Annotated in this window: 21 protein-coding genes; 1 reads left to right on the top strand and 20 read right to left on the bottom strand. The window is 47.7% G+C overall.

Features of this window, described 5'->3' with window-relative positions; genetic code table 11:
• Positions 1-6: 6 nt before the first annotated feature.
• The 18 genes from gmd to DSM117340_RS14735 all read right to left on the bottom strand — a co-directional run bounded on the left by gmd (position 7) and on the right by DSM117340_RS14735 (position 21,580).
• Complete coding sequence (gmd, locus tag DSM117340_RS14820) at positions 7-1,128, bottom strand: GDP-mannose 4,6-dehydratase (protein ID WP_354689772.1); 1,122 nt, start codon at positions 1,126-1,128, stop codon at positions 7-9.
• A gap of 221 nt (positions 1,129-1,349) precedes the next feature.
• Positions 1,350-2,102, bottom strand: a complete 753-nt coding sequence (locus DSM117340_RS14815) for a glycosyltransferase family 2 protein (protein ID WP_354689771.1) — start codon at positions 2,100-2,102, stop codon at positions 1,350-1,352.
• A complete protein-coding gene (locus tag DSM117340_RS14810; protein ID WP_354689770.1) occupies positions 2,092-3,126 on the bottom strand; it encodes a hypothetical protein in 1,035 nt (344 codons plus the stop codon). The genes DSM117340_RS14815 and DSM117340_RS14810 overlap by 11 nt, the downstream gene beginning before the upstream one ends.
• A 175-nt stretch (positions 3,127-3,301) precedes the next feature.
• Positions 3,302-3,886 (bottom strand): FkbM family methyltransferase, encoded by a 585-nt coding sequence (locus tag DSM117340_RS14805; RefSeq protein ID WP_354689769.1) that lies wholly within the window; start codon positions 3,884-3,886, stop codon positions 3,302-3,304.
• Positions 3,887-4,193: 307 nt separating this feature from the next.
• Positions 4,194-5,306, bottom strand: coding sequence for a glycosyltransferase (locus DSM117340_RS14800; RefSeq protein WP_354689768.1), 1,113 nt, complete (start codon positions 5,304-5,306; stop codon positions 4,194-4,196).
• The gene (locus DSM117340_RS14795) at positions 5,281-6,708 is read right to left on the bottom strand and encodes a hypothetical protein (RefSeq protein WP_354689767.1); all 1,428 of its coding nucleotides are present in this window, start codon (positions 6,706-6,708) and stop codon (positions 5,281-5,283) included. Before DSM117340_RS14795 ends, DSM117340_RS14800 begins: the two co-directional genes overlap by 26 nt.
• Before the next feature lies 1 nt (position 6,709).
• Positions 6,710-8,002: a hypothetical protein gene (locus tag DSM117340_RS14790; protein ID WP_354689766.1), complete on the bottom strand. Its 1,293-nt coding sequence runs from the start codon at positions 8,000-8,002 to the stop codon at positions 6,710-6,712.
• The gene (locus DSM117340_RS14785) at positions 7,999-9,621 is read right to left on the bottom strand and encodes an ABC transporter ATP-binding protein (protein ID WP_354689765.1); all 1,623 of its coding nucleotides are present in this window, start codon (positions 9,619-9,621) and stop codon (positions 7,999-8,001) included. The genes DSM117340_RS14790 and DSM117340_RS14785 overlap by 4 nt, the downstream gene beginning before the upstream one ends.
• Positions 9,622-10,289: 668 nt before the next feature.
• On the bottom strand, positions 10,290-12,323 hold the full coding sequence (locus DSM117340_RS14780) for an aminotransferase class III-fold pyridoxal phosphate-dependent enzyme (protein ID WP_354689764.1): 2,034 nt from the start codon (positions 12,321-12,323) through the stop codon (positions 10,290-10,292).
• Position 12,324: 1 nt separating this feature from the next.
• Positions 12,325-13,221 (bottom strand): aldo/keto reductase, encoded by an 897-nt coding sequence (locus tag DSM117340_RS14775; protein WP_354689763.1) that lies wholly within the window; start codon positions 13,219-13,221, stop codon positions 12,325-12,327.
• Positions 13,208-13,873 carry a glycosyltransferase family 2 protein gene (locus tag DSM117340_RS14770; RefSeq protein WP_354689762.1) on the bottom strand — a complete coding sequence of 222 codons (666 nt, stop codon included), beginning with the start codon at positions 13,871-13,873 and terminating at the stop codon, positions 13,208-13,210. The genes DSM117340_RS14775 and DSM117340_RS14770 overlap by 14 nt, the downstream gene beginning before the upstream one ends.
• Positions 13,866-14,942, bottom strand: coding sequence for an N-acetylneuraminate synthase family protein (locus DSM117340_RS14765; RefSeq protein WP_354689761.1), 1,077 nt, complete (start codon positions 14,940-14,942; stop codon positions 13,866-13,868). Before DSM117340_RS14765 ends, DSM117340_RS14770 begins: the two co-directional genes overlap by 8 nt.
• A complete protein-coding gene (locus tag DSM117340_RS14760; protein WP_354689760.1) occupies positions 14,929-15,795 on the bottom strand; it encodes a sugar nucleotide-binding protein in 867 nt (288 codons plus the stop codon). Before DSM117340_RS14760 ends, DSM117340_RS14765 begins: the two co-directional genes overlap by 14 nt.
• Entirely contained in the window at positions 15,795-16,820 is a 1,026-nt protein-coding gene (pseB, locus tag DSM117340_RS14755) for a UDP-N-acetylglucosamine 4,6-dehydratase (inverting) (RefSeq protein ID WP_354689759.1), read from the bottom strand. The genes DSM117340_RS14760 and pseB overlap by 1 nt, the downstream gene beginning before the upstream one ends.
• A gap of 226 nt (positions 16,821-17,046) precedes the next feature.
• Positions 17,047-18,228, bottom strand: coding sequence for a methionine adenosyltransferase (metK, locus tag DSM117340_RS14750; protein WP_354689758.1), 1,182 nt, complete (start codon positions 18,226-18,228; stop codon positions 17,047-17,049).
• A gap of 98 nt (positions 18,229-18,326) precedes the next feature.
• Positions 18,327-19,712, bottom strand: coding sequence for an adenosylhomocysteinase (gene ahcY / locus DSM117340_RS14745; RefSeq protein ID WP_354689757.1), 1,386 nt, complete (start codon positions 19,710-19,712; stop codon positions 18,327-18,329).
• A 111-nt stretch (positions 19,713-19,823) separates the two neighbouring features.
• Positions 19,824-21,203 carry a phosphomannomutase gene (locus tag DSM117340_RS14740; RefSeq protein ID WP_354689756.1) on the bottom strand — a complete coding sequence of 460 codons (1,380 nt, stop codon included), beginning with the start codon at positions 21,201-21,203 and terminating at the stop codon, positions 19,824-19,826.
• The gene (locus DSM117340_RS14735; RefSeq protein ID WP_354689755.1) at positions 21,200-21,580 is read right to left on the bottom strand and encodes a MarR family EPS-associated transcriptional regulator; all 381 of its coding nucleotides are present in this window, start codon (positions 21,578-21,580) and stop codon (positions 21,200-21,202) included. The genes DSM117340_RS14740 and DSM117340_RS14735 overlap by 4 nt, the downstream gene beginning before the upstream one ends.
• A 336-nt stretch (positions 21,581-21,916) precedes the next feature.
• On the opposite strand from DSM117340_RS14735, the gene DSM117340_RS14730 reads away from it, so the two are divergent.
• Complete coding sequence (locus tag DSM117340_RS14730) at positions 21,917-22,414, top strand: transcriptional activator RfaH (RefSeq protein ID WP_354689754.1); 498 nt, start codon at positions 21,917-21,919, stop codon at positions 22,412-22,414.
• Between the two features lie 414 nt (positions 22,415-22,828).
• Here the strand turns inward: DSM117340_RS14730 and DSM117340_RS14725 are convergent, their stop codons facing one another.
• Together DSM117340_RS14725 and DSM117340_RS14720 are read right to left on the bottom strand one after the other, a co-directional pair.
• Positions 22,829-24,013, bottom strand: coding sequence for a capsule assembly Wzi family protein (locus DSM117340_RS14725; RefSeq protein WP_354689753.1), 1,185 nt, complete (start codon positions 24,011-24,013; stop codon positions 22,829-22,831).
• Between the two features lie 50 nt (positions 24,014-24,063).
• Entirely contained in the window at positions 24,064-25,014 is a 951-nt protein-coding gene (locus DSM117340_RS14720) for a glycosyltransferase (protein ID WP_354689752.1), read from the bottom strand.
• Positions 25,015-25,823 lie beyond the last annotated feature (809 nt).

The following is a 25,823-nucleotide window of genomic DNA, read 5'->3' as shown; positions in this document are numbered from 1 at the left end:
TAAACCTCAGTTCTCAAGCGAGACGGGGAGTTCCAGCCCGTGCTCTCTAAGAAGTTTTGAACGTCTCGCGGCCTTGTGGTCTTCCGCAACCATCTCGGCGCACATCTCCTGGGCGGTGATTTCAGGTACCCAGCCGAGCTTTGTTTTTGCTTTGGTGGGGTCTCCAAGTAAAGTTTCGACTTCTGCCGGGCGGAAGTATCGCGGGTCAATCCTGACAACCACATCGCCCACCGACAGGGCAGGGGCCAGATCGCCGTTGATTGCAGCTACAGTGCCGATCTCTTCTGTTCCGCTGCCCTTGAACTCAATCGTCAGACCCAGCTCACGGCCAGACCACTGAATGAACTCGCGCACGGAATACTGAACGCCAGTCGCGATGACAAAGTCCTCTGGGGTATCTTGCTGAAGCATCATCCACTGCATACGCACGTAGTCCTTAGCGTGACCCCAATCACGGAGGCTATCGATGTTGCCCATGTAGAGGCAGTCTTCGAGACCCAGAGCGATATTAGAGAGCCCGCGTGTAATTTTACGTGTCACGAAAGTTTCGCCACGTCGTGGAGACTCGTGATTAAACAAAATACCGTTGCAAGCATACATATTATAGCTTTCACGGTAGTTTACAGCGATCCAGTAGGCGTACATTTTGGCGACGGCGTATGGCGAGCGCGGGTAGAAGGGTGTCGTTTCCCGCTGCGGGGTCTCCTGAACGAGGCCAAACAGCTCTGAGGTGGACGCTTGATAAAAGCGGGTTTTTTCCTCTAAGCCGAGGAAACGGACTGCTTCTAGAATGCGCAATGTGCCAATTGCGTCAACGTCAGCTGTATATTCAGCGGCCTCGAAAGACACTGCCACGTGCGATTGAGCACCCAAGTTATAGATCTCATCTGGCTCAATGTCGCGGATTAGCCGAGTGAGGTTCGATGTATCGGTCAAGTCGCCGTAGTGTAACTTAAGGCTGGCGTTAGATACGTGGGGATCCTCGTATAGGTGATCAATTCTCTGAGTGTTCAAGGAAGAAGCCCGCCGTTTGACACCGTGGACCTCATAGCCCTCATTGAGTAGGAACTCAGCAAGGTATGAGCCATCCTGACCCGTGATACCTGTTACTAGTGCTTTTTTTTTCATAAATTCTTTAAGCTCTCTAAATAGCGTGAGGTTTTTCTGAAATATATGACTTCAGAAACTGTTTTTTAACGTAAAATAGAGCAACATTACGTGTATAATATTGATAATATGTGGCACGTTGTGACTGATCATGGCAACTTGGTTTTTAGAGCGCCAATTTTTTTGTGGTTTAGGTCGTCTAGCGGCGATAGGTGAGAGTACGTTCAGATCATATAACCTTTTTACTTCCCTAAAAATTGGGGGATTTTGCTCAGGTTTTTCAAAGAAAGCGCCACAAGACCTCCCATTTTGGTGCTTCGTAGGGCGCGATAATCTTCAAAGCTTTTTTGGATGACGCGTTCTAGCGATCGATTGCTCTCGCCTCCGATACGCATCTTGACCATGATCTCGGGTAGGTAGACTGATTTTATACCGCCTGATCCAAACCACCGCAGAATAGCCTCGTAGTCTGCCGAAATGCTATAATTTGTATTGTAACCGCCGAAACGCTCAATCACGTTGCGCCGGACATAAAGCGACGGATGCGGCGGCATCCACCCTCGGCTGAGTTTGGCATGTGAAAAGTCGCCTGGCTTCCAACGGCGGAGAACCTTCGATGGATCTGTTGCAGAAATGTAATCAAGATCGCCGTAAACAGCGTCGGCCTGCTCGGCTTCAAAAACGCGGGCCACATTGGACAGCACATCTTTATGAGCGAAAAAATCGTCGCTATGCATCAGACCTATAACATCGCCAGTTGACATTGCCATGCCCTTGTTCAAGGCATGGTAAATCCCTTTGTCGGGTTCGCTAACTACGCGGATACGCGCGTGAGAATGTTTTTGGACTTCAACCAGAGTTTCGTCAGTCGAGGCACCATCAATAACCAGGTGCTCGATATTGTCATAACTCTGGGCTGCAACGCTCTCGATTGCTTGCCCTATTGTGCTGGAACGGTTGTAAACCGCGGTGATGATGGAAAATTTAATTTTCATTTAGGCCGCTTGATATATAGGCAAATAATATTCCAACGAGTGGAAAGCTGACGGGAATTGCGGAGAACAGGATGATGGAAACGGCTGTTAGGGTCCACTTTCCCTCTCTTGGCAATTTAGGAAAGTTAACAAAGATAAGCACCAATCCCAAAATACCAAAAATCCCTAGCGTATAGATCCAGTCTCCCATCCATGACATAATTTTGTCGGTATTCATATCTTGCCAGAAAAAGCCGTTATAAAAACTTTGAATTTCCAGTCGGGTTTCGGAAAACGTATCGAATCCAAGCGGAAGAAAGAAATTTTGTATCGCGGCATGTATGGGTAAAATCACGTGAGCAGCCCGCTCGTTAATACTGGCATCGATCTTGATGAGCAGTAATGGGCCTTCAGTTGCTAACTTCAGTATCAAATTCAGCGCTCTTGTATCCGTCTGGGACATCGTTAGCAGAACCGGAATAAAAGCCGCCAATGCGGCTACACCAAAAATAATATACAATCCTAGTTTTTTGGGCCTCAAACGCAATATCAAATAGCCAAAATAACAGATAATTATAACCGATAGATATGCCATGCCAATTGCCGATTTTGCTAGCAAAAGCAACGCTATTACGTTGAGAAGGTGAACCCACTTGGACTTCTTGAAGCTGTAGCCATCCAATACTAGCAGGAGGGCGGAACTAAAAATAAGAAAGGCTACAAAGAAACTTGGCTCGGGCGCAAATGAGGTAACGCCTCGCCCAGTCCCAGTCCGAACTTTTCCGAAAATATCAAGAAACATGGGGAAGCGAAGTTCTACTACGCCTGCAACGATCCAGATAAAGTTGAAAATCTTGACAAGAGGTTGGATGTCATAGCGTCGTTGAATGATCGAATTCGTCGCGGCAAAAAAAATAAAGAATGAAATAAATTGGTATAACGCGCGTAAAGTGAGAAAGCTAAAACTGTTGGATGTTAATATAGCCACGAAATATCCAATGGTAACCAGGACAATCGAATATATCAGTGTTCTGGAAAGCATCATCTTTCCGTCCATTGCAATAAGGCAGAGGGCAACTAACAGCGGCCACGGCTGCATATCCAACGAATTTGTGTTGAAGCTTACCCAAGGGAAAAACGCCGCTAAGAGGAACAGCCAGCGAAAGGGCGTTCTCCGCAGCGAAAAGCTCTTGTTGAAGCGAGACGCGTGAGGCGTAATGTCAGTGGTCGTTTGCAATGGAAAAGACGTTCTCTCCGTTAATGAGGAAATCCCGATTCTTACCGCTGATCGCCTTCAGGAAATTTGTACTATTGGCTTGACTGGGCAACATCCAGTCGTGAGTTTCGACGATCAGCACTGTTGTCTGATCGACCCAATCTGTATTTTCACTGAACAGATCATGTTCAAATCCCTCTATGTCGATCTTCGCGATAAAGAACTCTGCGCCCTCGTGCAAAGCAAGAATATCGGGAATGGTTACAACCTGGATATTGTTAGAGGCGGTACCACGTATGGCCTGAAACGAGTTGGCGTCAGCAGTTTCATCCGCGATGGAAACAAAGCCCCCTGACGATCCGATTGCCTTGTTTATGATTGCGACATTTTTTAAGTGGGCACAGTTCTTATCTATCATGGCGCAATTCTCTGCACTCAGCTCGATCGCAATAATTTGAGCTTTGTCAAATTCTTCTGCAAAATACCGTGCGGATAGACCAATATTGGCGCCGCAGTCAATTATTAGAACCGTCTTGCCCTGCGCAACACATTGATCATAGCGCGAACGCAACTCAGCGGCACGTTGCATGAACGAAAAGTCATAGTCGTTTCGAGTGAATATCTGTTCTGCCGTGGTGGAATCGATTAGATTTCGTGAGTGCAGGTAAAAAAAGCGCTTTTTTAGACGATCATAGAAGTGGATTCTTCCCGTAGCATTGACAGAAAACCGAATAAAGCGCTGCCCGGTGAACAGGTTCCAGACCAAAAAGTACAAATACCTAAAGTAATACCTCGCGCGCAAATACTCTCTCCCAGTTCAGTATACCGCAGATCAATAAAAGACTTAAAAGCCAATTTTTCCACGATAAAGTTTTCAAATTAGATCAATGCGGTTTTCATTCGCAGGGTTTCATCAGAGTTGCAATTGTCTCTTCGAACTTGTCGCGCGAAAAGTTCTGAGCGCTTGTCCAGGCTGCACGACGCATCCTGGTCACCAGCTTGGGGTCGTCTCGCAAGCGGTGAAGGAGTACAACAACATCGTTCAATGCCCGATACTGCACCCTAACGCCCGCGTCACTCTGCGGTGGAATGAGGTCTGACGCATACGGGCGATCATAGACAATCGGAATGATGCCCATGCTCATGGCCTCGATGATCACCAACGGCTGCGCCTCCGTTGCGTAGGTGGAGGGGAAAAGGATCACGTCGATGGGCTTCCACGCAGGCAAACGATCATCTCCATATACGGGGCCAAAATAGCGGGTGTTCGCGGGCAATACGTCCAGCCGTTCGCGGATCGTGATTGCATCGGGCGTACCTTCCTTCAGCGGCTTGCCAAAAACGCTGTACTGAATACCATCGCCTGTCATAGCCGCGACGTCAAGAAAGTCCATAATGCCCTTTTCCACCATAAGGTTGGAAAAATACATTACATTGAGGCCGTCTCGGGGCTGAAGCTCTGACAGCCGTGTCTCCAGTTTGCTCTGAGACAAGCCAAGGTTGGAAAAATTTGGAACGACACTACAGTTTTCTATCTGAAAAACACTTGCCAGCTGGTCTTTCTGATAGGAATTCAAGCAAATCAGCTGATCGCACATCTTCAGGTTTCGGGCGAATATGCGACGCAGAAACGCTGGTTTTTCAGAGCAAAAAATTTCGTTGCCATGCAGATGCCCGACAACCAGGTGCGGGTGCATTACCTGGATGACAAGAAGAAAGATATAATCTAATAACACGCTCACATTGCCGCGCTTGAACGATAGGTAAACACGGTCATAACGGCCATATTTGCAAATTATCTGCGCCAGAGCTTTGATCTGTGCGCAAACCTTCCCGACAGTGCCTAGGCTTTCAAAATTTGTGTTGATCAAGAATACCTTGTCAGTCCGTGCGAGCGTGCGCGCAACAGTAAGCGAGATTTCCGCCTGCCCGGTAACGGGCCCCTCTAGAGGCGCAACAAGAAGTATGCCCTGTTTCAGCCCATCAGCCATGGACATCGTACCGCGCACGCGCCAGCTCTTTGGCGAGCAACGGGGCCTTCTCATGGAACTCGTCAGCATCGTAGAATCCCAGCTCGAACCGAAGGGCCCCCCGCAAGTGCGATTTAATAAAAGTGGTATTGTAGTCTTCAATGCCATCAAGTTCGGTGGCCCATCTGCCGTTGAAATACTCTGCAATCATTTCCAGCGCTTCGGACTTGCTGCGCGCAAATCGGCAATTGCGGTGCGAATTAAAAAAGACGTCTCCCAAAGCGACCACCGGCTTACCGCGCATTAGCGCCTCCAGCGCCGCGGTGCTGGTCAGCGCCAAGATCAGATCGCAGCGGTCGATTAACTCTACTGATTTGACCGAAGGCTCCACCAAGGTGACGGTGGGCAGTGCAGCAAGGGCACGGGCTTGCGCCGCTGATCGCAGCCCTGCCATAGACGGATGTTCCTTCACAAACATACTGGTATCGCCGTCTACTTGCGTGGCAAGGAAGAACAGCATATCATATTCGTCTAGAAATTGCGCCGCCGCCATTGAAGTTGAGGCTTCGGGATGAAAATGCAGCGGGTAAAAGATCGTCTTGACCGATTGCTCCGGCAAGGGGGCGTGTTCCGCTCTAAACACCTTTGCCACCAACATTCGGGCTTTGCGCAACAGAAGCCTTCGGAAGTTTTCAAGGTATTTCTTGGTTGGACGATTGCCGAAAAACGTGCGGTTACCAGCCCAGGTTGAGTGCAATATAAGATTGTATTCTTTCAGCTTTTTGATGCCCATCAGCCGAGCTGCCAGGCTGACATTAGTTAGGCTCACCAGGCTCTTATCATTCATGTAGCTTGGCGCGCTGATCTTGGACCCAGATGTTCTATACACATAATCTCGCACCTGACTCATCAGCTCGGAGTCATCGGTTTCAAACGCAATATCGCTATCGGGGAACTCCCAATAACCGCTGATACGCGAGGCCTCGAACCCGACCCAGGCGATGCCTTTTTGTTTGCAGAATTCAAAAAAGGACGCGGTATAGATCCCTGCTGGCGATTCCGAGACCACAACGTCAAATGCATCCTTCTCGTATAGCTGTGCTGGAAATGCGCTTGCATAAAGCATGTTAAATTTAAAGGCGGCCTTGGCTTTCGCGTCAGGCTTGAAGAAATGAATGACGCGTTCCCAGTCGGCCAAACCGCCTCGGTTGATGATAAAAGGGGTCTCGCTGCGTCGTGTGGCGAAATCACCCAGCTCGGAGATTCGCAGGGTCGGGTGAAAATGCCGGGCCAGAAAGGTGACGTGGTTTGAATCCGAGGCATAGATCACATCGTGGCCCTGACGCTGCAGCTCAGCGCCTACCATCGGGAAAAACTCGCAAAACCCCGGGGCGTCCGAAAGCAGGAACAGAAAAGTTTTTTTAATGCTCTTGTCGGTCATTTCAGGCCCTACCTTCGTTCATTTTGTCAAGAATGCCGACGACCGTGTCAACAGAGCGATCAAAGAACGGGGCAAAGGATTTCTGATCGGGGTCGAACTGCCCGGCGTGCAGAGCCGACAGATGCGCACTGAACCACTGGTTGACAAGGGCGGAGTCTACTGGAGCCTTCGAAATCAAGGCCTTCTGCGTCAGCAGATCATCAAAGACGATGACGCCGGGCGCATTTTCATACCAGGTCGTGCCAAATATCAGCGCAGGTTTACCGCTTTTCACCGCTTCCCAACCGGCAGTGCCGGTTATCGTTGCGACGATATCGCACTCTTCGATCAGCCTGTTGGAAGGTACGGTTCGGTCGATCATAATCACCTCGTCCGACTGCAACAGATGCAGAAATTGGCGCTGGTCAAAAGACTGTTTCGGGTTTTCCTTGACGTAGATCGTGAAGGCCTGGTCTTGGGATTTCAGGACTGCCACCAAAGTCGAAATTGCGAGGCACTGATCACTATAGGCCTGACCCATGAACGAGGTTGTGAGTTCTGGCTGAAGATGGAGCGGGAAGTATATATTTAGATGATCAGCGGAGTGATCGGGATGAAAATCTTTCTGCCACGGCATCCTTCGATAAGCCCTATGGAAATGTCGTGACAATAGCGGGCGCAGAAATAGTCTAGCCGCATAGTCTTTGGAGTACTGGCGAAACTCACGGAACGTATTGAGCTTTGAGCCCAGACGTTTTATCGGCGGCACGCCCGAAACGGGGTCCATGTAGGTGACCGACTGTTTGGCAGTGTTGTCGATCGAAATTTGCGGCGGATTAGCGTTCTTTTCCAACTCTTTATAAAACTTGTTGCAGGATTTGGAGAGATAGGCGTAGCCATCAAAGATACTAGGGGTGAAATACCAAACCGGTACGGATCTAATCTGCGCCAGTCGTGATAAAATCGCATCGGTGCCCTGATGGGGCAGGTTGCTCAACAGAAGCGCATTTACGCGGTCCAAATAGTCCGCAAGGCGCGCCAAGATGTGAAGAAACAGCATATTCTGCTCTTCGTGATTGAGTATTAGCCGACGGCGGGTCGAATAGTGGTCAAAATCGGCCTTCAGCAGGCGCAGCTGATCAACCGTCAGATCGTGAACGGGGGCGATGGGGTAAGCCGTATTAAGATCCACCAGGCCCTTGTCGGAGGATGCCATATCGAACCCGAGATCCTCGAGGGTCAGCAGCTCTCCCGCGTAGGCGCCTTTTATGGCTGCCGTGATCGTGGCGTCGAAGCCTGAAAGGCCTAAAATCATTTATCCACCCTCACAAGCTGGTTGCCTTTGAACCGATATACGCGGTCGCACCGTTTTGAAATATCAGGATCATGGGTGATGACAATGCCCGTCAGATCTGGCGCGAGGGCCCGCATGGCGTCGAAAATCCGCATCCGCTGGTTTGGGTCAATTGCGTTGAAGCTTTCGTCAAAAATCTTAATGTGATCCGATGCGCCAATGCTCTGAAGCAGGTTCATACGCTGGGTCTGGCCCCCGGACAGGTTACGGGCGTTTTCGCCGATTGGATTTTCAAGCGAGATTTCTTGCAGTTCGAACATGTTGATAGCGCGTGCCATTTCGGCATCGTCATAGCCCGACCGGCGCAGCAGATTGGCCACCGTCCCCGAACGCAATGAGGCCTTCTGAGTAACATATCCGAAATTCAGATATTTGTTTGCGGTTTGGTCGAGCGGGCTGTCATCAATGAAAGCCTTACCGGTGAGCGGGATGTGCAGCCCGGCCAGAACATCGACGAATGTGGTTTTGCCGGTTCCAGAGGGGCCAACAATGGCAACGATCTCGCCCCGCGAAATCGTAAAATCCGGCACCTGAATCCGTTTTTTTTCGTCATAGGTCAGATAGGCGACATCCTGCATCCGGAGCGTTTCGAAAAAGCTAAGCTTCGTAGTAGACTCTTCTTTTGCGCCGCTTCCGAAGATGATGTCGTGAAAATGGATGGTCAGCTTCTCACTGAAAGCAAGATTGGAAATGGCAAAGTAGATTTTCTGTACAATCGGCAAAATCCGTAATGCGGCCAGACCGAATACAATCAGATCGCCCGACATTTGAGCGAAGCCATCGGAATTCTTTTGCGTTCCGTAGAGAACCAAAATCACTAACGCGGATTCTAGAGACATTCGCGGGAATTGACCCAGCGTGTTCGAACGCGTTATGCTTTGCGTGATGGTATGGTTGGTGTGCGCAAAATCCTCAACGATCTCGGTCGGCTCTCCTGCAATCTTGAATTTACGTATGTCAAAAAACAGTTCCTGAGCATTACGCTGACGCTGCTGGAACGCCTTTTGAACGCTGTCTCCAAACCGCTTCTGTATCCGGTGAGTCATATAGGAGGCGGTGACGAAATACAGAGCGATCGCACCAAAAGTGATCACCGTCGTTGTCATATTGTAGATGCACAGCGCCATGATCAGGATGATTAGCGAAAGGATGGCGCCGCCGATCGAGATCATGCTCTCGACCGAATAGCTGACCATCAGATCCATTTCCGAGGTTAAAGACTTCGACATTTCAGAATGGTCCCGAAGCAGCAGGGATTTAAAATCCTGGCGACCATATCCAGCAATCGTTTCCTTGGAGAGTATCGCGCGATAGCTCTGGGCGGTCTGCTTTTCCAGGTGAAGCGCCATAAGCCGCACAAAAAAAGCAAAAGCAATGGTCCCGATGACTACGGTCGTCAGCAAATCGGATGCTATGTATCTTAGTATGATGTCACTGAGAAAAGACGCCTTACCACTGACCTGACCGGCAACAAACATCGCGGTAACCAGTTCGAGCGCAACGGCTGACGCCTGCAGCGTGAACACGATCGCGAGCAGCCACCGGGGCAACAAAAATAGGATGTCTATTTGTTTTTTCATATTCTTTAATATCACGGTCGGTATTCCTGCTCGAAATAATATGGTTTCACCTTGGAACAGACCGGCCAGCTGTTACTTTGACCCACGAGGGTTACTCGAACAGCTCTTGAGCAGTCCCACTTGAGTGGTCCAGTTTGAAAGTTAGTGCAAGATTTGCGGAAAAAAGTTCAGGTTGAGTATTTTGTAATTGTAAAAGATCTTGCCATGAGAGGTAGATATCGGGTGCAAAGTGATTAAAAATATTACGGATGACCTCTAAGTCTTGAGCGTCGTCAACAGTCCATCGGAGTGCCGACAGATCATCACTGTTTTTACGCGATTCAACCAAAACTTAACCAGTTTCCCTAAGGTAGGGTGTGACACGTTCACGATCGTGACGTTCGAGTGTCAATTTTGAAGGACTTTCTAGCGCTTTAATTTAAAAACCTCGACATCTAAACCATCAGGAAAGGTTGCTGGTGAGCTATTTGAACAATAATAGCCTTGATTTTCTATAAAATTTGGTAGGTGCTTGATATTATACAGTCTTTAAGTGTCTTACCTTCGAAATTCGTATTATTCATCCTAGCGTTTGTCGTTCCAATATTTTTAGATACTTCAGTAGTTACGACTGACTGGCCAGTGATAAGCCCATCAGTTGGCTCAATGATTAATATCTTTTTGTCATATTAATTTAATCGCTTAAAGCCACTAATCGATGGATCGCCGTCAATTAATGTGATCAGGTCTATACCTTTTAGGTTATGCGATACCATTTTTTTAATGCAGGCTTCGAAATCCAAGAAATATTGCTCCAAAATGTGTTCGGTATGTAAGACGCACACATAAAATGCTGTCGATGCTAGCCATCCCCTCACTAACATTTCTTGAACTAAATAAGTTTTGATTATATTTTGAGCATCATTTGGGATAACGAAGTTAGGTATCGCGTCTGTTCCTTGAATACGCCAATCAAGTCCATAAGCGTTAAATAGCTCCGACCACTGGCGTTTGACTATCTTACCAATTTTAGGAACCTTTTTGAAAGAGTTAGTCGCGGACATTTTGCTGATCGTAGCTAAAGCCGCGCTATATCCAATTCTCTCTGACCAAAACGTTGAGCTGATAAACGACGATTCGGCTGCTAACATCACATCTCGTACGCCTACCACGGCGTTCAACGCATAACCGTTGGCTATGGTTTTGCCAAAAACTTGTATGTCAGGCTGTATCGAGAAATTTTGTGAATAACCGCCAAGATTTTCTCTAAACCCTGAGCTACACTCATCAAAAATTAGTACGATACCTTTTGCTGTACAAACTTGTCGAATATGTTCTAGGAACCCGGGTGCGGGATTGATGTTTCGCATCGGCTCCATAATGACGGTTCCCACATTATTGCCTGACACAGCGACGTTAAACTCTTCACAGGAGTTGTAGGTAAATGGGTGTACTTTGCCCCTCAAATATTCAGGAACTCCTGTTGTAGATAGCCCGCTTAATAGATGTTTTTGAAGGGCATCACTGTCTCCTAAATTAGAAGATAGATACCAATCATGCCAACCATGATAACCGCAAAATGCAATTCCTGATTTGCCAGTGGCGGAACGCGCAATGCGAAGTGCAACAGTATTTGCTTCGCCACCACTACGTGTAAACTTGACCAAACCGTCCATATTTAACAATTCTAGTAACCGCTCCGCCAGTTCCACTTCTTCGTAGCAGTTCAGAGTTGACATGTTACCGTTTGAAACTGCCTCTAGAACTGCTGCGTCAACATCATCATCGCCATAACCTAAAATATTTGTACCAATACCCATAAACGATACATCGCGCCATGAGTTGTTGGCCAAGTCTGTAATTTCGATACCTTTGGCAGATTTGAAATAACCCGGCCAACGTTTAGGATGATGAAGATTGGGGTTTTTTGAAAATAGACTTGTTCCACCGAGGATCACGTTTTGTGCTCGTTTGAAACGTTTTTCTGTATTCGACATTGATGACCCCATATTTCTCGATATTTTCTGATTTGAATATTCTGACTTGCGGCTACTGATGTGTTCACAAAACTCATCACATCCAATTGTTGTAATATCGACAACAGAGGCCAGCTCTATAAAGAAACGCAAATCATCAGCCTCGTCCAGTGTAGCACGATATTCGGCTGTATTGCCTGCTTGCCTTTCGAAGTTCTCACATCTCAAATAAGCCTTCATGTACGGTGTCACATGCTCTCTGTCATAGCTACTTGTTGCTTCGTGATGTGCCTTTACGAGTGTGCATACCCGAAAAAATTCGATATCATACCCATCAGGATAACTTGGAACAATGGTGTTTGATAGATAATCGACGCTGACAGAATTGAATCGCTCATACATCTCGTCAAACAATCTTGGGTCCACCAACGGGCAATCCGCGGTTATACGCGATAATACTGTATCTGAGGTCAAGTTTTTTGCGGCTTTATAAAAACGACCCAGGACATCGTCTTCGTCGCCTCTTATTACCTGTACGTTAGGATGTTTGGAGCGGACATAAGACACTAACTGATCGTCAGCTTGACCATCCGTAGTTGCTAAAATAATGCTTGTAACATACTTCGATCTCCATAATCGATTGACCACAAGATCTATAGCATTCTGCCCATCAAAAATAGGTAACAAAACCTTACCTGGTAATCGTGTTGAGCCCAGACGCGCTTGTATGATTGGGATCACTGACATCTTAATTCAAATTCCAAGTTCGAATGTCCAAAATATCTCTTTCAAATGTAAATGAGCTTTGAAGAATATTGATATATTCATCGAGCTCAACAGATAGAATAATTTTCGCAAGGGTATTTATTTCATCGATAGATTTGCAGCCCACTATTATGTAATTCAAAAAATCTGCTTTAACTACAGCAGCTAAACACAATTGGTACGGATCAATGCTCTCCTTATCAATAAAAGCCCACCAATTTTTTAATGTTTTTCGCAACTTCAAATTGTCAGTGACATTAGTCAGCTTTCGCTCAAGTAGCGTTCCCTGCAAAAAAATAGACCGAGCATAAAAATCTAAATTATCCAGTTTGTGTCCATATCTCGTTTTCTCTTGACCTAATGACTGGCTCCAACGATCGTCACCAAAGCAGAATGGTAACTGGATCATTTGAGGATCAAAGACAGAAGACATGCAGTCATCAAGTTCGTCGGGAGTGTATATCGACACGCCAAACTTGGTGTGAGTTGGCTTCGATGAGAACTGCTTCGTCACCTCTTCTACAAATTCGTTCATGTTAATATAACAACAGTTTGGATTGTGAATCATAAATGAAGTAGTGGCTGAATTTTCTAGATGCTCGTACTGTTTCAGTACGCTATCACGGCTATTGAGATAATTATATTGATCATAGTGGAACTTCGTAACAATATGAAATCTATCTAAATTTTCATATGAGGCGAGTACTTCTAATACATCTCCATAACTATCAGCAGTATCAAGTTTATTTATACCCAATTCCAATAAGCGATCTAATATATTATATATATTTTTTTTGGAGAGACCTGTGTCAGGAATTATGGTTCCGTAAGACTGCCGCCAAGATGCGGTGCCAATAACAATTCTATCAAGATTTGACATATCTGAGCGCCCTAGCAAAGCCGGATAGTAGTTTCAGGTTAGACTTTAAACCTTTTCCAAATCTCGGGAGATCTTGCCTAACTCCAACTTTTATAGGCAAGCTTTGAAGTTGAAAATGAGCGGCCGTTTTCGCCCAAAATACCGGCAGGGATACGCCGTCGTAGTAACTATTATTATGCTGGAGGAATTCCTGCAAAAAACTGCGTGAAATTTTCCTCATACCGCAAAAGGGGTCGATTCTAGATCCTATCAGACTGAAAAAAACACCCGAAATATTTTCAGCCCATCTATTTTTATGACTTCTATTGCCTATTACTAGATCAGCGTTTGGATATTTATTTATAAACAATTCAATATAATCCGGATCGTGTTCGAGATCCGCATCCATTAAAATAATAGAATTATAAACTTCATTATTCATAAAATACGAGAAACTATTCATCACGTTGGATGAATAGCCACGAGTAGCTTTGTTTGTGATGAAATTAAATCCACATTTTTGAACAACTTCGACTGAACCATCGTCGCTGCAGTCGTCGAAAATAACGACATCAAATTTGTGTAATGAAGGCAACAATTTTATCTTGTCAAGTAATTCCCCAATAGTCTTTATTTCATTATAACAGATCACAGCAATAAGAATTTTATTCAAGGTCGCCCCACCGTATTGATTCACCCGCCAAGATCGATTTAGTAAGTTTTCTCGCCTTTGACTTCATAAAATCCATTGGGCTCAAAGCGTCTTTCTCGCATGGCCGGAGGAATTCCAAGTCTTCTACAGTCAAGATTGAGCCAAGCTCTTTTGTTCTTCGAAGTCTACAAGCACGACGTTGAATCAAAACAGTTTCCAATTCGTTATGTTCTATCTTTTTAATACCATCTCCTAATGCGAACTCCAGCTCCCTAGTTGCTTGGACCATGTTTCGCCAAGTCACAGGATCCATCGCGAATTTATGATCTGGGCCGATCCTGCTGCAGTCATCTGTGAAGTGCTTCTCGATTACGCGAGCACCAAGAGCTACAGCGCCAATAACGGTTGTATGGCCAGGTGTGTGATCTGAGAGGCCAAGTGGCATACCAGGAAACATGGTGGCAAAAGATTTCAGGACATTCAGGTTAATGTGTTTAAAATTTTCGAGGTCCGCAGTGTAATTTGTATTGCACTGCATGAGACAGATATCTTCATTATCAACTAAAAGCACTTCGATCGCATCACGAACATCTGAAAATGTTGATGCGCCTGCTGCGAGCAAAACTGGCTTCCCTTTTTTTGCTACCGCCTGCAAAATTGAGTAATTCGTTATGTCACCAGATCCAATTTTGTAGGCTGGTAGAAAACGGTCCAATCTCTGAATTGCATCCACATTATATGGCGTCGTCATAAAATCAATTTCAACTGCTTTGCATTGCTGAACTAACGCCTGGTCCCATTCTTTTTTGGTATGATACTGATCATAGACGTCCGTTACGCTTTTTTCCCAATTTTTTTGGTGCGACAACATGTTTTCTTTTTTCGAGAAACCAAATGGACTTACAATTGTTTCTGAATTAAAATGCTGAAACTTTGCACAATTTGCCCCTGCTTCTTTCGCTCTTGAAATTAGGTCTAGCGCACGATTAAGATCGCCATCATGATTGGCTGCAATATCGGCAATGAAATATGTTGGTTCAGTCTGCGAAATGGCTCTGCCGTTTATTTTTAGTTCTTTAGAGTAAATCATCCAAATCTCCTGAAGTTTTCAACAAGGTTATTACTGATTTTAAGCTAGGTAGTTCACAACCAAGATAATCTGTAATTTTTTTACAATTCATCCCTTGGCTTGGATTTGCTTTATATTCTTGCGCTTGGGCGCATCTAAGTTCTTTTGGAATTTTGCCTTTATTAGACAGCCGCATTAGTTCGTAATAAAGTTCGGCTTTCGAATAAGGAAATGCCGTCCCTAAGTTATAGATACCGGCTGCTTCACTTTGTCCCATCGAAACAATGAGACTAGCACAAGTCCGGACATCTAGTGAACTTGTGATAGCGTCGCTGTACACGGATATATCTGTTCCGGACACTAAACTACGTACAAAAAAATCTAATAGTGAGCTTTTTCGATCATTGCGTCCGATGAAAGTCGTTCGAATTATTAAGTCCTTATTTGAACAAAATTGTTCTGCTTCGTATTTTGTGCTAGAGTAAATAGTAGGGAACTTTAAATCATTATTAGCTTCTGTATTCTCGATATAATGACGATGATAAAATGCGTCAGTTGAAATTTGTATTAATTTGGCATCAATACGCGCGCATGTTGTAGAAAGTATCTCCAAGGATAAAGAGTTAAGCTGGCGTGCAAAGCCAGGATTTTTGCAACAGTCCCTTTCATTCGTAATGGCAGCACAATTAATTACACGGTTAGGTTTTATTTCTTCTAGACAACTTCTGATTAATTTATAATCGGTCATGTCAATAAGGTAGTCAGCATTTGATCGTGCTGCAGTGATCACTGTCAGACCAAAGCGATTTAATTCACGTACTAATGCGGAGCCTAGCATACCAGTACCACCGAAAATGAGCCATTTTTCGGACATTATAAAATTATTCCATAATTATTTTCGATCCAAGACTTAAGTACTTCTACTTCCATCCAATGTTTATTTTCGTCAGATGAATACGAAAAATTGTCGGAAACTCTCGTTCCTGATAAGATACGGTTTTCGTCTAAGTAATAGTCATTTATTTGGGGTAGTATCTTATAATAAGTACTATATTCATAGGTAAAAATTGCATCTTCGATACCGATCATCTGTTCATGCATTTTTTCTCCTGGACGTATGCCGACACATTTGAAATTTGGCCCTCCAATTAGCGTCGCAATATCCTTGATTCTCATAGAAGGGATTTTTTTCACATAAATCTCCCCACCGACCATTGTTTGTAGTGCTGTAAACACAAGCTCCACACCTTGGTCCAAAGTAATCATAAAGCGTGTCATATCTGGATGTGTGACCGGCAGCGCACGCTGATTTCTAATAGATAAATAATATGGTATTACTGAACCTCTTGAACCCATCACGTTACCATACCGCACTACAGAAAATTTTGTTGAATTAACTTGTGAGTAATTATTTCCAGCAACAAACAACTTGTCGGATGCTAATTTTGTTGCGCCGTATAAGTTAACGGGCGAGGAAGCTTTGTCTGTTGAGAGTGCTACAACTGATTTTACATTACAATCAATAGAAGCGTCGATAACATTCATGGCGCCGTTAATGTTCGTTTTGATGCATTCAAAAGGATTATATTCTGCTGTAGGGACAATTTTAGTTGCTGCGGCATGAATTACGATATCTACTCCATCGAAAGCTCGCTTCAAACGTTGCAAGTCCCGGACGTCACCAATGAAAAATCTGAGCTTTTCGGCGTGCTCCGAGAACGTTTCTTTCATTTCCCATTGTTTCATTTCATCGCGAGATAAGATTATTAACTTTTTAACTTTAAAGTTCTCAAGGATAATTTTAGAAAATTGTTTCCCAAAAGAACCAGTGCCACCTGTTATAAGAACATTTTTATCCTCAAATAAGTCTTTATAATTTGAAAAATTTACATCTAGCATCTCGGTCTTTCCTATATTCTATTTTTTCTATTATTGCTTCGCTGAATTGCCGTGCAACATAAACGACTACTTCGGATTGTGTATCTACCCTAATCGACCTATGATAAAGTCCGTTCAGAAGTTTTCGAATAGTGTTCCAATCAAAAGCATTTTGGCTTTTTTAAGCTCCCCATAACCTAAACACGGAACGTTTAAGCTTATGACACAATTCGATCATCTCCGATACTCAAACCGCTGCTTTCAGCGCATCCACCAGATCCGTGCGCTCCCAGCTAAATCCACCGTCCGCTTCGGGGCTACGGCCGAAGTGACCATAGGCCGCTGTGCGCTGATAGATCGGACGGTTTAGGCCCAGATGTCCGCGAATACCGCGCGGTGTCAGGCTCATCGTTGCACGGATCGCCTTTTCTATCGCCGCATCATCCACTTCGCCGGTGCCAAATGTATCAGCATAGATCGAAAGTGGTTCAGCCACGCCAATCGCATAGCTCAACTGAATAGCGCATTTCGCAGCCATACCAGAAGCCACAACATTCTTGGCGAGATAACGCGCTGCGTAGGCCGCCGAGCGGTCTACTTTGGTAGGGTCTTTCCCCGAAAACGCACCCCCACCATGGGGGGCTGCCCCACCGTAGGTGTCGACGATGATCTTGCGGCCTGTCAGACCCGCATCCCCATCAGGCCCGCCAATCACAAACTTGCCAGTGGGGTTCACGTGCCAAGCGGTATCCGCAGAGATCCACCCCTCGGGCAGCACTTCGCGAATGTAGGGCTCAACGACTGCACGAACGTCGGCACTGCTCATTGAGGCATCAAGGTGCTGGGTCGACAACACGATCGAGGACACACCAACGGGCACGCCATCGCGGTATTCAACAGACAGCTGTGACTTAGCATCAGGCCCCAATGCGGGCTCTGTGCCGTCTTTGCGCACTTCGGCCAAGCGGCGCAAAATTGCATGCGAATACTGGATGGGTGCAGGCATCAACGCGTCTGTTTCGCGGGTGGCGAAACCAAACATAATGCCTTGGTCGCCCGCCCCTTCATCTTTGTCTGCAGAGGCATCAACGCCTTGGGCAATATGCGCCGACTGCTCGTGCAACAGGTTGGTGATCTCAACTGTGTCGTGGTGGAATTTTTCCTGCTCGTAGCCGATGTCTTTGATACAGGCGCGCGCAATCTCTTCGATGCGGCCCATGTAATCTTTCATCTTATCTGGATCAGATAACCCGACTTCGCCGCCAATTATGACACGATTTGTTGTGGCGAATGTTTCTGCTGCGACACGCGCCTCAGGCTCCTCGGCTAAAAAGGCATCAAGTACTGCATCAGAAATCCGGTCGCAGACTTTATCCGGGTGACCCTCAGAAACCGATTCCGAGGTAAATGTATAGTTAGGTCGCGTCATGAAACGTGCTCCAGTTAAAGTCTGCCGATACCGTCAGGAAGCCGTTGGTGGGGCAGGGGTATGGTGGTTTTAAATAGTGTTTGTTCGTAATCTCTAATTTAGTAGCGGTAGTGCTCGGGCTTGAACGGCCCTTCTGTGCTCACACCAATATAATCAGCTTGCTCTTTGTCGAGTTTTGAAAGCTTCACGCCGATACGATCGAGGTGCAGACGCGCAACCTTTTCGTCCAGATGCTTGGGCAAAATGTAGACACCGGGCTGATACTCTTCGCCTTTCAGCCAAAGTTCCATTTGCGCCAAAACTTGGTTTGTGAACGAAGCAGACATCACAAACGAAGGATGTCCCGTCGCATTGCCAAGATTCAAAAGGCGGCCCTCAGACAGGAGGATCAAGCGGTTACCATTGGGCATTTCGATCATATCGACCTGCTCTTTGATATTGGTCCACTTGTGGTTCTTCAGGCTAGCGACTTGAATCTCGTTATCGAAGTGACCGATGTTCCCGACAATCGCCATGTCCTTCATTTCGCGCATATGCTCGATGCGGATCACGTCTTTGTTGCCTGTTGTTGTCACAAAGATATCAGCAGTCGCCACAACATCTTCCAATGTCGTCACCTGATAGCCGTCCATGGCAGCTTGAAGCGCACAGATCGGATCAACTTCCGTCACAATCACACGCGCACCAGCGCCGCTCAGGCTTGCCGCAGAGCCTTTGCCAACGTCGCCATAGCCCATAACAACCGCTACTTTACCCGCCATCATCGTGTCGGTCGCGCGGCGGATACCGTCAACAAGGCTCTCTTTACAGCCGTATTTGTTATCAAACTTTGACTTGGTCACAGAGTCGTTCACGTTGATCGCAGGGAAAGGCAGCTGGCCTTTTTTGTGCAGATCATAGAGGCGGTGAACGCCGGTTGTTGTCTCTTCTGAAACGCCTTTAATCGCATCACGTGTTTTGGCAAACCAGCCGGGTGTTTCGGCCATGCGCTTCTTGATTTGCGCCTTGATCACTTCTTCTTCTTCAGACGTTGGAACCGCAAGCACATCTTCGCCCGCTTCCATACGTGCGCCGAGCAGCACATAAAGTGTCGCGTCGCCGCCATCATCGAGGATCATATTCGCGCCCTCGGGGAACATGAACGAGCGGTCAAGATAGTCCCAATGCTCCTCAAGTGACTGACCCTTGATCGCAAACACAGGCACACCAGATTGTGCAATAGCGGCTGCCGCATGGTCTTGTGTTGAGAAAATATTACATGATGCCCAACGGACATCCGCGCCAAGCTCGACCAGCGTTTCAATCAAAACCGCGGTTTGAATTGTCATATGAAGTGAGCCAACAATACGCGCGCCCTTGAGCGGCTTGTCTTCGCCATACTCCTTGCGCAGAGCCATAAGCCCCGGCATCTCAGTTTCTGCAATATTGAGCTCTTTGCGGCCGAAGTCCGCAAGCGCGATGTCTTTTACAATATAGTCGCTCATAGTATCGGCTGCCTTTAGATTTTATCTGAATTCTTTTGGCGCGAAGTGCGCCCATTTAATTGTATTAGATGCTTGGAGATGGCTTCCCATAACGCCCCATTATCGGACGCCCTAAGCACGCGTCCCACCAAGCAAGTCCGCAATCGCACTCACATGTGCCCCAAGCGCGTCCGCATTGCCCTTGCCCTCAACATTCAACCGCACGAGCGGCTCCGTGTTTGAGCAGCGCAGGTTGAAGCGCCAATCCGCAAACGCCAAGCTCACCCCGTCAGTCTCATCCAGGGAGAGCGCATCCGCCCGGTAGGCTGACAGCACAGCCTCAAGCGCTTGAGGCGCATCCTCTACCGTAAAGTTAATTTCACCCGAACTCGGGTAGGCCGCATATCGATCTTTCACCCAATCCCCAAGCGAGCGGCCCGAGCGGGAGACAAGTTCTGCAACCAAAAGCCATGGGATCATGCCGCTGTCACAATAAGCAAAATCGCGGAAGTAGTGGTGGGCTGACATCTCGCCGCCGTAGACCGCCTCGCGGGCGCGCATGGTCTGCTTAATAAAGGCGTGGCCCGTTTTGGATTGGACCGCGACGCCACCCTTGCCGGCTACGATGTCTTGGGTATTCCAAATCACTCTAGGGTCATGAACAATCTTCGCACCCACTTCTTTCTCTAAGAAAATGGATCCCAAGAGGCCTACCACATATTCACCCGGCACAAACTGGCCGGCCTCATCAAAGAAAAAGCAACGATCAAAATCACCATCAAAAGCCACGCCAAAGTCTGCCCCCTCAGACAGTACCACATCAGCGGTGGCAGCATGGTTCTCAGGCAGAAGCGGGTTTGGAATGCCATTGGGGAATGTGGCATCCGGTGTGTGGTGCACGCGCACAAACTCAAGCGGTGCGCCGCCGCCTCCCAGGCGCTCCGCAATGGCATCAAAGCTAGGGCCCGCGGCCCCATTGCCCGAATTGACAACAATTTTGAGTGGCCGCAGGGCAGGGAGGTTAACAAACCTTAACACACGCTCCACGTAAGCCTGCCGCGCAGCCTCTGAGCGCTCAAGCTCTCGACCAACGTCCGTCACATCAGACCACGCCTGAGAGCTTGCAAGCGCCTTGATGGCTTGAAAGTCGCCCACATCCTCAAGGGGCTGAGACTGGGATTTGACAATCTTCATGCCGTTATAATGGATCGGATTATGTGACGCGGTCACTTCAATGCCGGCGCAGGCGCCAAATTCCGTCACCGCCCAATACATTTCCTCAGTGCCAGCCATGCCAATATGAACGACATCAGCACCCGCATCACGCGCGCCCTTTGAGGCCGCCGCAGCAAAGGCCGGGCTCGTCGCCCGCGCATCACAGCCAATCACAACCGATTTTGCACATAAGTGCTGCGCCGCAGCGCGGCCAATGCGGTAGGCAATGCCCTCGTCAATGTTCACGTCAATTTCGCCGCGAATGTCGTAGGCTTTGAAGCAGGTCAGGTCAGTCATATGGATTTGTCTCTTCGCGGCGAGGGGATGGCTTCACCCGCAAGGCCCGCCTCTTCTTCAAGGGCTGTGATTTCTGCCTTCAAAGCCTCAAACTCTTTGCGCTTGCGCTCAATGAAGCTGTGCGTGAGCAGAGATTTTTCTCGAATACCCCTGGGCGTCAAAAGATAGGCATACTGGCCCTTGCGTGGATTGTTTTTGAAGTTTCCCAGCTTAACGAGACCCTTTTCTACGAGGGCTGTCAGCACATAATAAGCCGATCCATTCGATATGCCGACATCTTCAGCCACTTGACGCGTCGACACTTCAGGGTTTTGCGAGATCAATCGCATGACCCTCAATCGCACTTCGGCCTGCTGTTCTTCGCGGCGACTAGCCAAAATGGGCTCTCAAAACGGCTACCGCACCGAGCCTCACTTCTCCGCGAGGCCCGAGGGTAATTATTTTAAATTTGAGGCCAGAATTAATCATGACTGTTCAGTTTTGAGATATCTCTAAATATTTCCTCTGGCAAGAAAAGAAGTGTCTCTATAATACTTCCTCTGAAGATTTTGTGAGAAAGTATGACTTTTAGCGTCAATAATCTTTAATAATATCAACGTTCTTAACGGAAGACCCTTCTAAATTTGAGACTTGGGATTAGAATGTTCTGGTAACATGAGAGAAACGTGTAATGATTAGTGTTCAAATATGAGCGTGCGAGGTAGTGTCAGAACGTGAAGCAGTGGTACCTCATCCAATTCAAGCCAAACTCACATCGTTTGGCCGAGCGTAATTTAACACGTCAAGGTTTTGAGGTGTTTCTGCCCATGCAGGACGTCACTCGCAGAAAAGCCGCCCGCTTTGTGTCCGATCTCAGGCCACTGTTTGCAGGATACATGTTCGTGAGTGCCGATCGTGATGCGGCGCCCTGGCGAGCCATAAACAGCACGCTTGGGGTGTCGCGTTTGGTCAGCTTTGACGGTACGCCAAAACCCATGCCACAGGAGCTGATGGCGAGCCTCATGCAGCGCTGTGATGAGGCGGGCAAGCTCTTACCGCCAAAGACTTTGAACGCTGGCGATCTTGTGGATGTGCTGTCGGGGCCATTTGCTACTTTTGTCGCAACCGTTGAGGAGATCGATGCAGAGCAGCGCGTCTGGCTCTTGATGGAATTCATGGGGCAAAGCACGCGGGTGCATGTCGCAGCCGATCAAGTACAAGTTTCAAAATAGAGCGCGACTGAAGCCCTGTGGGGTCAATTTTTTGAGATCTGTTCCATCGCCCAAGTCAGGTCCGGACCCTGCTGCTGCCGGGGGAAGCGCATGATAGTAAGTGTGTCGCACCATTGATCAAGGGCGTTTCTTTTGATGCGCTACTCGCGGACAAGGCACTTAAGGCGGACTGGCTGTCCCAGGACCTCAACCAGCGCAGTGCAACCCCCGCAATCCCGCCAAAGCCAACCGCAAAATCCCGCCCTATAATAACGTCTAGCTCTTCAAGCGGCTACATCTGGTGGAGAATGACTTCGAAGGAATCGAAGAGTTCTGAGGGAGAACCACAAGCTCTGACAAAAACTGATTGCAGCTACAAAACGTGCTGGGACGACGCAGCAAAAATCATCGCCTCAAGATAATTAGCTATAGGCCCTAGAAAGTTATTTCGCTCACGAGGCCAATTGCGAGGCCCCGGCCAATGTCGCCCTTGTCGAGGTTAAAGTCTTGGTAGGTAATGCGCCCTGATACCATCAGTTTGCCGATCGGCCTGCTCATCCCCACGTGATATGACATCCCACTTGCACGGCTCGTTGAAAGCCTGTGCACGGCTGAGGATTGGTCGTTGATAATATAGTGGCCGAGCCCCCACTCAAGGTCATACTCCCCCAAGTCGTGCTTGACCTCCAATGTGATAGACCGGCTCTCGCTGTCAATCGGTGCGCCCATGACGGCGCCGTCGTTTGTGTAGGGGTGCGTGCCGTTATTATAAGCTGTGTTTGGTCCGCAGAAACCATTCTCCGTGTGGTCGATGCGTGTGTCGACGAGCTCTAAGTTCAGGCTAAAAGGTTTGCCGCCGACATCCATGCTGCGCTCAAAGCCTATAAGGTGCATCCAGCATGAGGGCAGGCCGCCCGCTTCGTCCTCCCCAATCGCTTGCATGTAGAGCCTGTTCGCTTTGCGTTCATAGGAAATCCCAAAGCCCGCCATTTTATTAATAGAGGCACCAGAGCCTTCATTTGTATTTCCAATCAAGGCCGTCCCAAGGGAGCCCAAGCCCCCCGTGAATTGGGCAGTTTGTAGCAATTCTACCTTCAGGCCGCTGACCGGCTCTAACTCCAATCGCGCACCCATTAAGTTCTTGTCATTGTCTTCGCCCAAGAAAAACTCGCCGCCCCATGGCCCAATCCAGGAAAACAGCCGCGACGTAGACTGGCTCAAGTTTTTCCGAATGTAGCCCGTGGGCATCGGCCGCGCATTTGTAGACAAAATAAGAGACGTGTTGGGCGAATAGGACCAATTCCGGTCCACAGCGCCGGCCCCAAACACCCAGTCGCCAAAGTTGAGATTGACGTAAGAGCCGTCCGCATTAAATGTCTGCGTATTGTCCTCTGCCGCAAGGCTGAGCCCAACGTCAAGCCGACCAAACGTCTTTACATAGCTGCCGCGGATCGAGGCGTTACTGCTGGTTCCATATATTTGCCGACTGTTGAGCACATCACCTCCCCCAAGCGACAGCTGAACTGTTGTGCCATCCGCCTTGGCCGTTGGCGTGCACATCAGAGCAATGCTGACAATCGACACCACCTGGGTCAAAGTTTTTTTGATGAGGCTGTTCATGAGAGGTATCTTTTTTGTTGGGGGCAGCGTGCTGCGTGCGAATCCTGTGATCATTTTATGGGATCTCTCAAAGGCATCAGCGCCCGATGGTCCTTTAGGCGCTGCTCGGTGTTTGATGTATCCGCAGGTTTTGGACAGGCGGAACGGCGAAGTTTTGGAGCGATCCAGATCCCTGTTTTATATGTTGTAGTAAAAATCACCGCAAACGCGACACAAGCGATCGCTGCATTGCTATGATCATCTGAAAGCAAAACACCTGCCACCATTGGCGCAAAAATAAAAGGCATGGTCAAAAGGCTTGCCAGCGGATTTGCGATCCGTCGTTTCCGTCTGCCGAGAAGAATAATTTCAACGCCACGCATCACCAGCTGGTGGAAATGCAATCTGTCGGGTTGTGCTATTGGTTTGCCCAACGACAAGCGTCTGCTAATGGCGAGCAGGGTGTCTGCCACAGGCCAAAAAAATATGAGCAGCATTGCGAGTGGCGTCACATTTGACGCATTCCACAAAATCGACACCGATATCCAGACGAGAAGATGTCCAACCACATATGCTCCAGCATCCCCCAGGAATATTTTTCCAAATGGAAAGTTAAACACCAAAAAGCCCAAAATGGTAGCTGCAAGCATTAGGAGAAGGTCGTGGTGCTCCGCGAGGCCCGCTTGATGAGCAATTGCGGCAAGTGCAAGAGCGGCAGCAAGTGCAGTGGACCCTGCGAGGCCGTTGAGACCATCAATAAGGTTGAAGGCATGACTTATACCAACGGCCAAAAACAAAGAGAACATCATGGCAAAAGGTGACCACTGGAGGGCGATGTCCAGTCCAGGAATGCCAGTATGCGGCACCCATTGCCCCATCAAGGATATAAAGACTGCTCCTGAAACGGCTGCAGCAAGCAGCCTTTTGCGCGGACTGGCAAGGTAGCCAAGGTCTTCAGCCAAGCCGACACCAAACACAGGCAAGGCACTCACGAATGCGATTGTTGAAATATGCCAACTCATCGCGTTCTGAGACAACCCAACCACCGTGCCTAGGGCGACAACAATCCCAAGTCCGCCAATGCGAGCCGTTGGCTTTGAGTGCGAAGCTTGTACTGCGGATGTATCAGTGCGCTTTCGTGAAGCCGTCGAAGCTCTTTCAAACCAGACAAAGATCAACACACAAAGGATGGCTGAGAGGCCAAAACTTATAGACATCAATTCTATTGGTAGATTCGGCATGGGCAAGTCACTTAATATTATCGACTAATTAATAGGCTGTTTATCATATCATTATGACACTCACTAGTTAAGTTGTGATCAATTCTCAAGAGTTATCGCGTCAAATTGGGGATTGCCCCTGTCGAGGCGTATCTCATTGCGCCGCTCACGCGCAGCGATTTTTAAAGACACACGCTTTGTCATATCGCGACGATATGAGAACTTCCGCTCTCCCAAAACAGCTAATCTTCAGGAAGCGCCCCAAGAGGGTTTGAAATCTCTAGACCGAATTCGAGCAGCAACAATGCACTAAGCAGAAAACAGATAGCAGCACAGGGGTACCGTATCGTTTTACGACAAGCTTTGCCTTTTATGAACGGAGAGCTGCATTCAAGTTGCAAGCAGCAGGTGTCGCGCGACACAGGGCGCATCAAAAACGCGCCGCTCTAAAATATGACCATAGTGGATAAGGGGCTCACATCAGCTACACCTGCTGCAGCGATCAAAACATCTGCAAACGAGAAGTCTTTACTTTACCTAGAGCTGCCACTGCCACTCTGCTTGAGCTGGCCAGACCTATCAAAATTGAGCTGATATGTGATGGCGACCAG

This window comes from Lentibacter algarum, assembly GCF_040580765.1.
GTDB lineage: Bacteria > Pseudomonadota > Alphaproteobacteria > Rhodobacterales > Rhodobacteraceae > Lentibacter > Lentibacter algarum.
This window is presented reverse-complemented; position numbering and strand designations above follow the sequence as displayed.